We start from the raw sequence: 16,237 nt of genomic DNA on the forward strand, positions 1-16,237 counted from the left end.
GTAATAATTTTTTTAGACAACATCATAGGGGCATTTATTTTGTTATCTGTATAAAGTGAAATGTCCAACAAACTCTCTTGCATCATTCTCGTCATTTAGTTTAAGAACATACCAGTAATCACCAGAAGGTAATTCAGCACCGTTGTATCTACCATCCCATTTTTGACCATAGTGATACTTAGCAATTGTACGACCGTATCTGTCAAATATTGAGAATTCCAGTTTGTCATAGATATTTGTACATCCAGGTCCCCAAGTGTCGTAAACGCCGTCTCCATTTGGTGTAAAGTAATTATCAAGACAAACATCAATGTATTTAATGTAGTAATCTTGAGAAACTGTACAGCCATTTTTATCTCTTACGGTTATGGTGTAAGTACCTGTTTTGTAAATTTTGAACTCATTTTTAGTGCTAAAGTTTACGCCATCAATACTATACTCATAATCACCTCCACCGCCGGTAGCTGTAGCTTTAATAATGTTCCATACTCCTTTATCTTCAGCTAATGTAAGAGCTAAAGGTTCGTATGAAACGATCTTGAAACTTGTTGTTTGCGTCTCACATCCGTTTGTATGTCTAGCCACAATAAAGTGAGTTCCTGGCGCTACATTCATAAAGACGTTACTTGGCTGATAAGTTCCTGTTCCGTCAAGTGAGTAATCAACATCGGCAATATCATTGCTGTCGTTAATTTTTACTACTACCATGTTTGCTTGTGCATTGTTAACACAGTGGTAAGATACTTCGGTAATTGGATCAAGAACAACTGCTTTATCCATTATAACGTCTCTTGAAGTTAAACAAGTAGCATCTTTAACAAACACCTTATGTGCTCCTCCTTTAAGGTTAGCAAAACTATGCTGTGTACCAATAACTGGTGCATAAGCTCCGTTTTCATTATCAAGACTAATACTATAAGGTGGTTTTCCTCCAGTAATTTCTATGGTAAATGCACCATCTTTATCTCCATCACATATTTCTTGTATAATAGGCCCTACTACTTTCGCCTCTAAAACTGTTGGTTCTTTGATTTCACGCTCAATAATTTGGAAACATGAATTTTCATCTTGAACAATAATTTGGTATAAACCTGGGACTAAATGATCAAAGACAGATTTAGTATCGAACAAACCTAAATTTGGAGAAATTGCATACTGAATAACTCCTGTACCTCCAGTTGCAGCGATTACTATTTTACCATCGTCAGCTCCAAAACATGTCACATCGGTTACTGTTGGTATAGCAGATAATGCTTCTGCAGGCTCATTTATTGTTACTGCTTGTGAAGAGAACTGACAATCACCACTGTCTACTCTTACAACATAAACTCCTTTTTGAAGCAGATCAAAGTAACCGGTAGGTTGCGCTGGTCTAACAATTCCGCCTGCGCTATCAAGTAAAGTATATATATAATTTCCTAAACCACCTACAGCTTCAGCATCAATCACTGCTGTTGAACTTCCTTTACAATAAACTACTGCATTGATTAAATCTAGCTTAAGATCTAAAGGTGTTACAGGATTTATGGTAATATTATTAGAGATAGCTCCAATACATCCTCTAGAATCTCTTACATAGTACTGATGATCACCTAATCCGACAGCAAATGTTACTGATGAAGAGAATTGACCTGCAATTGCAGCAAAAGTTTTGTCTGTACTGTACTCATATTGTCCAGTTCCACCTGTTGCACTTAAAGTCAATGTCGCACTTGTTTTACAAGTTATTCCTGTAGCCAGTTTTAATTCGGCTTCGACTTTAGATGGCTCGTTTATTACTAGGTTTGCACTTGGTTGTGAAACACAGTTAAGGCCATCAACAACTGTTACTGAATATGTTCCAGCTGCTAAGCCTGAGAAAACAGGTTGGCTTTGAGGTGCAGATGAAACTACAGGAACTACAGATAGATAGTTTAAAATATAAGAATAATTAGTTCCTTGACCTCCTGTTGGTAAATCAACTGTTATAACTCCGCTTGTATCACCGTTACACAATAAAGCACTTACAGTTGCATTGGCTGTAACTAATATTGCATCTGGCGTTTTTAACGTTAGAGTTTCTGTTTGAACACATCCAGAAAGATCTTTAACATTTACAGTATAACTTCCTGGTGTTAGATTTTCAAAATAAAACTGCTGTGAGTAAGCAACGCTTATTGCACCCGGACCAACGCCTACCAATTCATATAGATAACTTCCTGGCCATCCGCCTTCAGCTCCAACTGTAATTGTACCATCGTTACCTGGATCACAACTAATTGGAGTCGAGTTTACTGAAATAGACAATGCCGCAGTTGGCTCTGCAATTGAAAAACTTGTTTCTACCTCACAACTTGGCGTAGCACTCAATTTGGCTTTAACAGTATAAAATCCTGCTTCCAAATTAGGAATAGTGATCATAACCCCCGTAGTGGTTTGTAATGGACTAGTTCCTTTTGGTCCCGTAATTGTGTACTCAAATGGTCCCGCTTCATCAGGATTAACTTGATTGTCAACAAAGTTTAAATCTACACTTCCAGTAGCAGTTCCGTAACAAATAACATTTTTAATATTACTTGCCACTAAATCAAACGTATTTGGATCGTTCACATAATGAATCATAGTTATAGTACATCCTGTAATCGGATTAGTAACTGTAACTAAATAATTTCCTATTGTTAATCCAGTAAAAGCTCCATCATTGTTTTTAATGTCGATAGTACTTCCTGCGCTGATTCCTTTTAGGTTGTAAACCAGTACCGGCATTGGTGTAGTTGTACCTGTTGTAGTAACATTTACCTGAATATCTTCGTCATTAATACATGTTATTGCTTTAGTTACTGTAATTGCTGAAGGAGTTGCGAAATCAATAGCCACGAATGGTTTGATTACTGCAGTTGTTGTTCCTAAACAACCATTAGTATCATAAACATTGATTACATAGTTACCTCCTAATAGATCTGATTCGATATAAACAGGATTATCTCCTCTTTGAACTGGAATAGGATTTCCATTTTTCAAAAATTCATAAACTTTATAATCGTTAGAACCACCAGATGGCAGACCAACTGTAATTGTAGCATCATTCGCGTTGTTTACTTTTGTACATCCAAATTCTACTACATCAGGATTAGGAACTGTGATTGCCAACGGTTCTTCAACATCAATAATTTTGTCAACTGGACAACCTTTTCCTGAAGTTACTGTAACTATATACCTTCCTTTAGGAAGATTTGTAAATACATTACCAACTAAAACCATTCCAATTGGTGATGGATTGATCGCGTAAGTATAAACAGGATTATTGTTTACCGTTGCTGTTTGAGCAGCCATATTTACAGTAATACTTCCTGTACTACCATTGTTGCAAAGTACTTTTGATGGAGTTAAACTAAAATCAATAGCCAAATTTGGAATTTCAAAAACAACTTCTACGTCTTTTGTACAATTTGTTCCTCTATCTCTAACACTAAATGTATATTTTCCAGGAGTCAAACCACTAAATACGGGTGTTGTTTGAGTATTTACCCAATTGTCTTTAGTGTATTCATAACTTGGTGTTACTGTACCACCAGATGGAATCAATGTTACTTCACCTTGATTTCCATTACAAGTAGGATTTCCAGTAATATCATATAATAACTTCAATGGTTCTAAGATATTAACTACTCGACTAATCTCACATTTGTTTTCATCACGAACATATACGGTGTGATTTCCTGTAGTTTTTACTACCAAGATGTTATTTGTTCCCCAGCTGTTTCTGTCTAAGCTGTATTCAAGATTTGGAGTAAAACCTGATGCTATTACAGGAATATCATAAGTACCTGCTGTACTTGGACATTGCGTAGGTATTGCCGAAGTAATACTTGGCATTGGATCTACTATAATAGTAATTGGTGCTGAGATCTCACAATCATGTGCGTCTTTTGCCCAAACTACCCATGTGAATGCTTTATCTAAAATTGCAGTATCACTATCTGTATAGACTTTTGGGTCACCTGCTTTTACAAAAGCATATTTGTAACCAGCAGTTCCAAAAGTAGCTGTAGCAGTTATTTCTGCTCCATTATCACAATTCGCATGTTTATTGGTAACATACTCTACTTTTAATGTTTCCGGTTCTGGAACATCAACACTAAAACTAGAGATACAATCTGTTGCATTATCTTTTACATCAATCTTGTAGGTGCCTTTTGCTAGATTTGTTAATTCGAATGTATCGGTTCCAACTAAAGTTACAACTCCTACACCACTTACACCTGAAATTGTATGAGTAAATCCTAATGCTCCAATTTTAGATACTTTAAAAGTAACTTTTCCGTTAGATTCACCTTTACAAGCTACTCCAGCAACTAGTTGTCCATCTGCAAGAATATTTATTTTTGAAGCGATTGTAAATGAATCCTGATAAGAACATTTGTTATCATCTGTTACTTTAAAAGTATAAGTACCAGGAAGTAATCCAGGGAAACTTGCAGCTGTAGCAGAATCTGGAGTCGTTATAGGTCCAAACAATGCTGGAGCAGTTGCTGTATTTGTACTAATGATTTCAAATACTAAAGGACCTACACCATTAGTTGCTTTCACATCAACCGTGCTAACATCTTCTCCTGTTTTACAAGTTATTACTGTTGCACTAAAATCTAATTTATTCGGTTTATTTAATGGATCAATGTCAATTCGAACAGGTGGAGTTTTACATCCGTTTGCATCAATTACAGAATACCAAATAGTTTGAACCGGTCCATTAAGGTCAACTGTTATGTGATCTTCTTTGTCATAAGTATTTCCATTATCAAAACTATATCTATAATCTGGTGTACCATCATGACCTTCTAGTGTAATCAATGTAGAAGGACTACAAGAAGTGTTTTTAGAAACGGTAGGAGTTACACTTAATTTAATTGGTTCAGCAATAACAATTGCTGGTACAGCCAATGATGTACAACCATAATGATCCGTAACCACTACATTGTAAGACCCTTTTGGCAATCCTGTATACAATCCTGTAGCATCTCCAGTTGTATTTGAGCCTACACCGCTTAAAGCAAAAGTATAAGGACCAACTCCTCCTGAAGGTGTAACTGTAATAGTTCCTGTATAATCGCCTGTACACTTCACATCTACTTTAGATGTTGTAAACGCAGGAGTTGCAGGATTATCTATTTTTATTACATCACTTACAACTTTACAAGAATTCATATCTGTAACTCTAAAAGTGTAGTCTCCAGTTATGTTAGTTGTGTATGGTGTAGTAATAGGATTAAATCCTCCGCCATTAATATCTACTTCATAAGTATATCCTGGATTTCCACCTGCAGCGGTCAAGGTAAATTGGGCACCTGTAACAGGCATAGCTGCGCAAGTAATATCCTTATCTTGAACTACATTTAGCGTTAAAGGTTTGTATACTGTTGTCGAAGTTGTGCTTATTACAGGACAACCATTTTTATCTTTTAAATAAACTGTATACGTTTTTGAAGCTGTTGTTGGAACTGGGACTGTAAATGTATATGAACCACTAGCACTTTCAAAATAGTTTACATCGTCTATACTAAAGCGCAATGGTCCAACACCTGTTCCTGTAGCGGTAAAAGTATAACTTCCGTTAGCAGTACATTGATCACCCGTCAAAGTTGGCGTTGTAACTGTTGGTGTATCATCTTTTGTTATTGTAATAGTTTTCATTGCAGGGCAATTATTTGCATCTTGCACATGAACATCTACTAACCATGTCATTCCTAAACCATTTGCACTTACTACACCATTTGTTAATAAACTCGTATCAATAGAAGTCGCAGTAGAAAAAGTTCCTGCAGCTGTACCACTTTGTACAATTGAGTACTTATAATTTCCTGAACCTCCTAAAGGACTCATAGTTAGCTGTGAAATTGGATCATTACAATTTACATTACTTGCTACAGCATCTATTGACAAAGCCAATAGTGGCTCTGTTATTGTAACTGATTTCGTTATTTCACAAAGTGTTGTATTATCTTTAATAGTTACATCGTACTGACCTTTTCCAAGATTTGCTAAAGTAACTACGTCACCAAGTTTAGTATCTGTAAATGTTAAGCCAGTAGGTACTGTAGCAACTGTATATGAGAATGCACCAGAGGCAAATAGATTACTTGCTGTAAATGTAGCATTTCCTGTTTTATCGGTAATACAACCTACATTACTTACAACTTGCGGTTGCAATTGTAAGGTTGGCAATCCAGGAACAGTAAATGTATCTTCAGCTGTACAATTATTACCATCTGTAATTCTAAATACATAATCTCCGGCAGCTAATCCTGTATACGTTCCAGATATATCTCCCGTAGTATTTATTGTTGTTCCAGATATAATTTTAAACGAAAGTGTACCTACACCGTTACTGTGCTCTACGGTTACATCGCTTAATAATGCAGGACAAGTCATTTGTGTTTTTACAAATCTTGTAATTTTTGGTGGATCTAATGCAAGAACATCTTCAGGACGCATTGTTGTTTTACAATCATTTTCATCTTTAACAATTATGTGATAAGTTCCACTTGCTGTTGTTGTAAAAACAGGATTCTCAGAGAATTTAATACCATTATCAAAACTGTATTGTAATGTTCCTGTTCCGCCTGTTGCAGTAACAGTTATAGTAGCTTCATTAGGGCTATTTCCTGAACCACAAGTCAATTGGTTTGTTACTACAGAAGCAATCGTTATTACTGGCGGATCAACTACTGTAGCTTTTATTTCTTCAACACAACCTTTACTATCTCTAACATAATATGTCACTGTAAGCTCTGCAGCTGTTTGAACAAATTTATTTATCGTTTCAGTTATTAATGTTGGTGGAGTTCCTTTTTGATACGTATAAGGTCCAACTCCTCCTGTCGCGCTTATTTCAACACTTCCATTATCACCAATACAAAGTGGATTGATTTCTAATTTTGCTGGAACGATAGGTACCAAATCATCAATTGTAATTTCTGTTGTCGCTGTACAAACTCCGTCACTAACTTCAAAAGTATAATCTCCAGCAGCTAGTCCAGTAAATATGCCAGATGTCGCACCGGTCACATTTATTGTTGTCCCAGCCGTAATTGTATATGCATACTTTGTGTTATCTCCTCCTTCAGCTTTGACAGTAACTGTAGCATTTGGTGCAACAGTTTTACAATCCAATTCTTTTGTTAATGTTGGAGAAAGAGTTAATCTTTCTCTAATAGTAAATGGAGCCGAATCTGTACAACCATTTCCATCTTTAATATTAAATTGATAAGTTCCCGGAGCCAAATCAAAAGAAGCAGAATTACCATATGCACCTTTAACTAATCCCTTATCAACACTATACGTTACAGGGCTTAAAATTGGCGCTTTTGCAGCAACTGTTACTGTTATAAGATTTCCAACATAACATGTCGCTGATGGTGTAATTGACAAAATTGCTGGTGCTGGATCTAAAGGCACTTCTACATCGGCTTTTTTAATACAACCATAAGCATCTTTTACATAAACATCATATTTACCTGCATCTTTAAAGAATGTGCTTTCAGAAGAAAAAGTAGTAGGTATTCCTGCTGCGTCATCAACAATAGCAAATTGATAAGGTCCTGTACCCTCGAGAGCTTCTGCAGTTATAACTCCTGCATTACTTACACATGTATTACCATTTTTAGAGCTTGTAGCTGTAATACTTAAAGTTTTAGCCGATTTTGTAATACTAAAAGGTACTGTAGTAACAGCACAACCTGCATTTGGACCACTCGTTTCGGTAATTAGTACATAATAAGTACCGTATGGTAACCCTGGGGTAAATCCAAAATTATCAACATCTAATACACCTTTAACAACTGGTAACGGAAGAGATACCTGAGCAGGTACAACACCATTATCTTTAATTCCTGTTGTCACCATTGTTGCTGAGTTAAAAATTTCGTACGAAACATCTACAGGAACACTATATGTACTAACAATCTTTAAATTTACAGAACCATTTGTATCATCTGCACATTGAATTGGAACAGCAACGCCTGTTCCGGTTAAACTCGAATTAGAAGGAACTGTATTTACAAACGTTTTAAAATAATAACATTTCGTATTACTATCGTAAACGATAAAAGTATAAGTTACTCCTGGTGTTAAATTCGGTATTGTTGTTTTTAAACTATTTAAACCACTTTCTGGATACCAGTCCGGATCTCCCGCTGTATATAAAATTCCAGGTTTGTAAATTGCAAAGAAAAATTCTAAAGGCCCTGCTAATGCAGTTGCTACCGCAATTTCTACTGAACCTTTTGCACCACAAGCTGGTGTGGTAGGAGTAACTACTAATTCTAAATTTTCAGGAGGAGAAGCAATTAGGATATTTTGCTCAATCCATGAACAATTATTTTCATCAATTACTTTTAATTGATAATTTCCAAAATTTATTAAATCAAATGTATAAGCTCCTCCAGTTGCAGAAACTAATGGAGAAACATATCCTGTATCATTAGAAACTTGATAAGTATATTTACCAGATCCACCTGTTACAGAATTAACAACAATAGATCCTTTTGATAAACCTGAACCTGAAACACATGTAATATCATTACCTTTAAATGAAACATTAATTGGTGCTACTGGATCAATAATTGCAGATTCTTTAGCAAAACAACCTTTGGAATCAGTAACGGTTACTACGTAGAAACCTGCAGGTAAACTAGAAACCTGAGTACCAAAGTCTTTTACTAAATTAGTATGAGCTATTTCAGAATATTGTGATACATTAATTTTAAAAGGACCTGTACCTTGAGTATTGTCATAAGTAACCTTGATTTCTGCGGTAGAATATCCACTACATAAAATAGGTTTACTTACCACTACTGGCGACATTACTATCGGCGTTGTATCATTCACAAGTACTGCGTTCGTTTTTACAGGACACCCATTAACATCTTTAATTTCAAAACTATAATTTCCTGATGTAGCGAATTTTTCAGTAAAAGTATTCGTCAAAATATCTTTTACTTCCAAACCTACCTTTGTACTGCCATCATAAATTTGATAACTAAACGGAGCTGTTCCGTTTGTAATAGTTACAGTTATAGAGGCATCAGCAGGTAAACTACAGGTAAGGTCTTTATCTGGAACTGCCGTAGCTACTAATTGTTTTTCAACAACATAATCTTTAAAATTAGTACAGTTATTAGCATCTTTAATTCCTAGTTTATACGTTCCAGTAGCTGTAATACTATACGTTGCAGTATGTATTGGTAAACCAGCTACTTTATCATTTGGTATCGTTGCACCATTTACAGTATAAGTAAATGGTCCGATTCCAGTACCAGTTACTTCACTAAGAATAATATTAAATGGAGTTCCTACAAAGCATTGTTGATTAGGTAAAGCTATTTCAACATCCGGATCTTTAGCAAGAGTAATTGTTACAGGTGTTTCGCAATCATTTGCATCTTTTACCCATGCATACCATGTTGTAATCGCAGGATCAAGATCTGCAGTATTTTTGTTCAACACATAATCTCCTGCAGCGGGTTTTCCAGTTGTGCTTCTAAAAGCATAACTATATGGCGACTTTCCGCCACCTGCAGTCACAGAAACTTTTGATAATGGCTGACTACAAGAAGCATTTTTATTTGTTGCTTCAACCAAAGTCAAAGGTGTAGACTCTGTAATTGTAAAGTTTACATCTTTTGTACAACTTGTTTTGTCATCAGTAACTCTTAATGTGTATAATCCAGCTTTTAATACTGTTACATCTACAGTACTTCCAGTTTGTAGAACTGTTCCGGTTCCAACTGTTAATGCGGCTGTATAAGTTCCTGCAAATGCAGATACCGTAATTATTGCTGAACCTGTACTGCTGCCATTACATTTTACATTTACTTGAGATAATAATGATGCTGCAATATTAACAAGTGGTTTTACTGTATAAGGTTTTGTATCGCTACAACCTTTTTCATCTGTTACTTTAAAAAAGTAAGTACCATCAGCTAATCCTGTGAATTTTCCGTCTGTAGCTCCTGTAGTATTACTAGTTGGACCAGAAACAATTGTATAAGTCAAAGCTCCGCTTCCGTTACTTGCTGCTACATCAACGTTACTCTTATCTTCTCCTATTTTACATGTAATATCACTACCTGTAAAACCAGTTATTTTTGGAGGATCTAATGCAAGAATTTTTGGTGATGTCAATGATTGAACACATTTATTGCTATCTCTCATGTCGACAGTTACAAGTCCTACATTTGTTGTTGTATAAGAAGCAGTACCTGAGAAAGCTCCTCCGTTAAAACTATATTCAAAACCTGTATTAGTTCCACCAGATGGTAAAGTCACAGTTATAGTTGCTCCTTTAGTTGTCCCGTCAGTATTACATGCCAGTGTGGTTGCGTTTACCGTAGCTGTTAACACTGCCGGATTTGCTAAATCTATGTGGAATGGATCAGAAGTACAACCTTTTCCGTCTTTTACAACAATGTCATATCTACCAGCACTTAAGCCAGTAGCACTTGATGTTGTTGAAACTGTTAGCCCACCTTTTGTAATTAAATAGCTAAATGGTGCAGTTCCTGTTGGGTTTGTAATATTAATTACACCATCACTTCCATTATTACAATTAATTAAAGTTTCGTTATGACTAAATGTAGGTTTTGGGTTTGATGTTATTGTAATTTTATTAGATATTGCCGAACAACCAGCATTGTCTGTAACCTTAAATGTATAATCTCCCGGAGTTGATGTATTATATGGAGACGCTACTGTAGACCATGCACCTGCTCCATTAAATTGTACTTCATAAGTAGAATATGTTGCCGAACCTCCAAAAGCTTCAAAAGTAATTTCTCCTGCACTATTACAATCGAAATCTTTTACTCTTGTTGCTACAATTGACAACTGAGGTTTAATATCATAAATTGCAGTTGCTGTACAACCATTAGCATCTTTTACTATAATTCTATAGATTCCGCTTGCGGTAATATTGAAGTTTGTTCCACCTCCACCTATTGCAGTTCCATTAACGGTATAAGTGTGCGTACCTGTACCAAGGTTAAAAAATGTTCTGGCATCTACAGATGTTGTTGATGGAGCTGTAAAACAGAAAGGTGCCGGAGCTGGAGTTTTCAAACTTGGCGAAGCATCTCTAAAAATTTCTTTATTTAAAAATACGGCTGTACAATCATTTTGATCCATTACATACACATCCCAAAATAAGTTAGATTGTGTTGTTCCTGTATTTATAGTTGTATTTGTATCTGAAAAAGCAGTTGCATCTGGCATTCCTGTTCCAGCAATAACATATGCGTATTTGTAATTTGGTACACCACCAGTTGCTGTAACTACGATATTCGAAATAGAATTATTACAGTTTACATTAGATGCTGTTACTCCTGTTATTGTAATTGCCGTTGCAGGATCAATCGTTACAGATGCCTCATTGGAAAAACAACCTGTAGTTTTGTCTTTTACTTGTAATTTATAAGTTCCTACTGCTAGTCCTGTAACTTTAACAACATCATTTAATTGTGTAACAGCGCCAGAAGCAGGAGTTAAAACATAAGTAAAATTATCAACAGCACTTGCGCCTGTTATTGTAAATGTAGCTGTTCCATTTGTAGCACCTACACATTTTACATCGGTCTTTTTGCCAGAAACTGATATACTTACTGCAGGATCAATCTCGATAGATGCCGTTTTACTACAACCATTAGCATCTGTAATTTGAAATGTATAATTACCTGCTGTTAATCCTGAGAAAATTCCATCATTATTAGACGTTCCTGTTCCTGTACCTACAGTAATTAAATATGTAAATGGTGCAACTCCTCCAGCCTTTGGAGTTAAAGTTACACTTGTTGTTGTTTTTCCAGGCATACATGTAATTGCAGCCGGAGTACTAAAAGTTATCCCTGTTGGAGGATTATAAGCCGGAACATCAATAGTTTTATTCGAAATACATCCTTTAGAATCTTGTACCGAATACTTAATAGTTTGTACTGCAGTTGTAAGATTTACAGTTAAAGTTCTTACATCTGTATAAGTAGTGCTTCCGTTAAAACTATATGTATATCCACCTGCTCCACCATTTCCGGTAACTGTAATGATAACAGCATCACTACATGCTGTGTTTGCAGGAAAATCAGCAGACGCAACAACTAAAGTTGGATTATTTAATGTTACGTCGTAAATTGGAGAAAGACAACCATTGCTATCTTTAACTTGATATTTATAAACTGTTGTATTAGCAGTTGTTGTATTGGCGTTTAATGTTGTGTATAAAGAAGTAGGTGAAAAACCACTTCCATTAAAACTAAATTCATAACCTTTACCTGTTCCTCCACCACCTGATAATTGAACCTGGCCTGTTGCACCATCATGACAGCTTGGATCTGTCGCTTTTACTACAGAACCAGTTACCGCCACTAATGCATTTATCTTAGCATCGCTGGTTGTTGTACAATTGTTTGCATCTTTAATTGTAAAAGTATAATCACCAGCCACCGCTGTAGTATACGTAAAAGTGTTTCCAGTTGTAGTAGGTCCCACTAAATCTCCTGTTTTATCTCCAGTAGTAATTGTTATTGTAAAAGGTGCTTTACCTCCTTCGATTGTTCCCGTAATTACTGCACGATTTGCTGGTGCAACGTCGCAATCAAGCGGAGTTGTAACTGGAGTCGCTGCAAGTAATTGAGCTGTTATAACTTGAGTAATTGGATCTGAGCTACATCCAAAACTATCTGTAACTATAAATTCGTAAGATCCTTCATTCTCCGCTTTATAAGTAAAAGTAGGTCCTGCAAATGTTGCACTTGGTCCAACTGGATTGCCTCCATTATATTTTACTGTATAGGTATAATTTGGTACTCCATCTGTAACTTTTATTGTAATATTTGTTCCTGCATTTTTATCAAAACATACACTTGGCGTAACATTTTCTAATTTTGGTCTTACAGGAGCAACAATATCCACAGATGCCAAAACTTCTGTCTCACAATCGTTTAAGTCTTTGGCTACAACTTTATAATTTCCAGTTATTTTAATATCTAGAAATGTATCTGAATCTTGAAAAGCTTTTACAACTGTTACACCGTCTGTTTCTCTTAATTCATATTTATAACCAGGAGTTCCATCACTTGCCTTAGCCTTAATAATTGCTCCAGCAGAACATTTTAATACCTGCTCTACCCAAGCATCTACTTTTAATTTTTTTGGAGATTTAATTTCCTGAGCTACTGGAAAAGAACAGCTGCCAGCTGTATCATCATAACGAATACTAATGTTATAAATTTTACTAGCTAAATTTTTCAACGTTATACTACCGCTTGTTGCCGCAGGAACTGGTTTTACAGTTTGCCAACCTGCAGGATCACCTGCTATCAAATATTGAAATCCTTTTTTGGGATCAAAGTTTTTAGCTGATAATGTAATTTCTCCATTTTGCTCACCACTACATCTTACATCTTTATATCCTGTTATACCAGCAGAGAAAGCCTTACTACCATCAACAACTATTGGGAACAAAGCTGTCGCCCCGCAAATTTTAGGCATTTGAAAAACCGTAATATCATCTATAGCTACATCATTACCATCAACTTCTTGAACATTAGATCGCACAACAAATTTAAGGTTAGTATTTTTCCCTGGGTTTAAGGTTAATAAATAATCTTCCCATTTATTTGTTTTAAGTATAGCACCAGTAGCAACACTCGAAACATCATTTCCCGCAAGATCTACTAGCGCCAGCTGTATATTCGGATTAGCTCCGTTTTGACCTGTTCTCAATAAATTTATTGCCGATATTTTGACACTTATGGGCTGATCGGCTATAACGTCTTTTATCTCCTTTTGATACAAAATAGCTGACGTAGGAATTTTATCTCCAATATTAACTGCTAGATATCTCCCTCTTAGATCCCTTGTTCCTGTAATAGTAGTATGATCTTGTGGATTTAACCATGTACCATGTGGAGATACTATATTCGCAGTAACTGTATATTCACCATCGTTTAATTTAATACTTCCATTTTCCTGCGTAGCAACCACTTGTCGCTCCCATTTATAATAAAAGGTATTTATTCCCGGTGAAGTAACATCCGGTCCTGAACCGAACGTTTCTACTAATAAATTACTATATGTAGGAACCGTTTTTACAGTGTAATTAACCATTATAGTATGATCTCCCTGGCTTACATTTTTAAACACATTTGAATCAATCGGTGTATTAGCAGTACCATCAATAAAATAATTATAACTAAATTCAGAATTTACGTCATTTGTAACCGTTACAGTTGTAGTTGCTGTTCCATCACAATTAAAAACGGGATCATCAATCTTAATTGTAGGTTCATTAGGTTTTGGTTTTAAAGTTATACCGCTCATTTCAAATATGCATCCAGCATTATCTTTAACATAAACCTTATGATCTACTACTGGATCAATATAAGCCCAATTCAGATCTATCCAAGTTTTTTTTAAATCAAAACTATATTTATAAGGCGCAGTTCCACCCTCGGCATTTGTAATTCTAACCTTTCCCTGTTTCTCATTTCCTACTGGTCCACAGCCTGCTAATTCAGCTACACCTGCAGATGCCGTTAATGCAGGTTTTCCTCCTATTGCCACCGATACAACAGGGTCAGAACAATTAGTCGTTGTCCCTTTTACCGTTTTACTATATTTAACACCTATAAGGTAATTTCCAGGGTCTAGATTCTTAATAATTGACCCTGAGTTGCCACCCTCAAAAGTATAGCTCATTGTATATCCGTTTGCATTTGAAACTTTTATCTCTATTTGACCTAGACCTCCATTACAATTTCCATCTGTTGCAATAATTTCATAGATTGGTTTTAGGGGGTCATTAACTGGAACAGGAGAAGTCAAAGCAGAACATCCATTTACATCTTCTACACGAATAATATAACTCCCTGCTTTAACTATCGATATAGTATTACTAGTTCCATTAGCTACAAATGTGGTGCCTCCGTCAGTACTCACAAAATATTGATAAGGTGCAGTTCCTCCATTTTGACTTACTGTAATGATACCTTTATCATTACATGCAGTTAAACCATCTGTTAGAGTGGCACTCGCAATTATTTTTGCAGCTGGAGCCGCAATAGTAAAATTGTTAGTTTCCTTCATACATCCAGTTCCAATCGAGGTAATTACTCGATAATTTCCAGGAGCTAAACCTGAAAAAGGATATTCAGAATCTTTGGTAAATGGAGAATAATTTAATAAGGTAGAAGTGGTACCGGTAACTTTAAAAATTTCATATTTATAATCCTGTTTGATATCATTTGTAATGACCTGTACACTACCTAGATCACCACTACACTTTGGAGAAGCAAAACTAGTTTTTACTTGAAAAGTAAGGTTTTTAATATCCAGATTTATAACTTTAAATTCACATGAACCCACTACATCTTTTATTCTAATAAAAGCAGTGTAATTACCCGGTGTACTAGTTGTAAAAGTATTATTTACATCCCATTGTCCCGGAGCTCCAGTCGTAGTAAAACTATATTCATATCCGTTTCCGAATCCCCCAACGGTAATTTTACCATCTATTTTGCAGCTGCCATCGCTGCTTTTAATAATATCACTTTTAGTAACAGCCGTTGGAATTAAAGTATTCTGATATACATTAAAATAAAAAACACTAGGTACACCTGCTTTATCTACTATTTTTACTCTAAATTGTCCAGCCGTATTTGCTAAATAATCTTTTCCAGTTCCGACTTGTTTCCAGCAAGATGCTGCAGCGGTTTCATTAGCACAATCACTGTTTGAAACTGTTACACAACCACCTCCAGAAATAAATCTTTCCCAAACAATAGATTGAGCATCTGTTATTTTTATGTCGATAGGTCGAGAATCGTTTCCACCACATAAAAATAATTTAGGCAGTTTTTTTCCGTCATTTGGACATTTTACAACTTGACCTGCGTACGGTAGTTCAGCATATGGAATTATAGGATTGTCAAGTTCTGCGACAGCTTCAATTTTTGACGTTTCTTTTTTATCACTTAAACTAATTGAGTTCTCAAACTGATTTGCAGCTTTAAAAAATACATTCTCGTTCAAGTTCTTATCGAACTTAGAATCAAATGCTATTAAATTCTGCGAATGGGACACAAAATTAAATAACATTGCAACGGCAAAAATCAGCGTTCTTAAAATAGTAGGTTTTTTCATAGTCAATCTATTGTTTACTTTCATCTTGCTGTCTGAGGGGCGTCATAAAGCAAAATAATTAGTATTTAAA

1 protein-coding gene is annotated in these 16,237 nt (G+C 35.5%); it reads right to left on the reverse strand.

Annotation, left to right across the window (positions count from 1 at the left end; all coding sequences use genetic code 11):
• Nucleotides 1–42: 42 nt before the first annotated feature.
• A complete protein-coding gene (locus NLG42_RS04530; protein ID WP_257683110.1) occupies nt 43–16,167 on the reverse strand; it encodes a T9SS type B sorting domain-containing protein in 16,125 nt (5,374 codons plus the stop codon).
• Nucleotides 16,168–16,237 lie beyond the last annotated feature (70 nt).

It is taken from the genome of Flavobacterium plurextorum, from assembly GCF_024638035.1.
Classification (GTDB): domain Bacteria; phylum Bacteroidota; class Bacteroidia; order Flavobacteriales; family Flavobacteriaceae; genus Flavobacterium; species Flavobacterium plurextorum.

Bases quoted from the DNA above. Each gene is read 5' to 3' on its own strand.
- NLG42_RS04530 (WP_257683110.1), bottom strand. From the start codon at position 16,167: ATGAAAAAACCTACTATTTTAAGAACGCTGATTTTTGCCGTTGCAATG.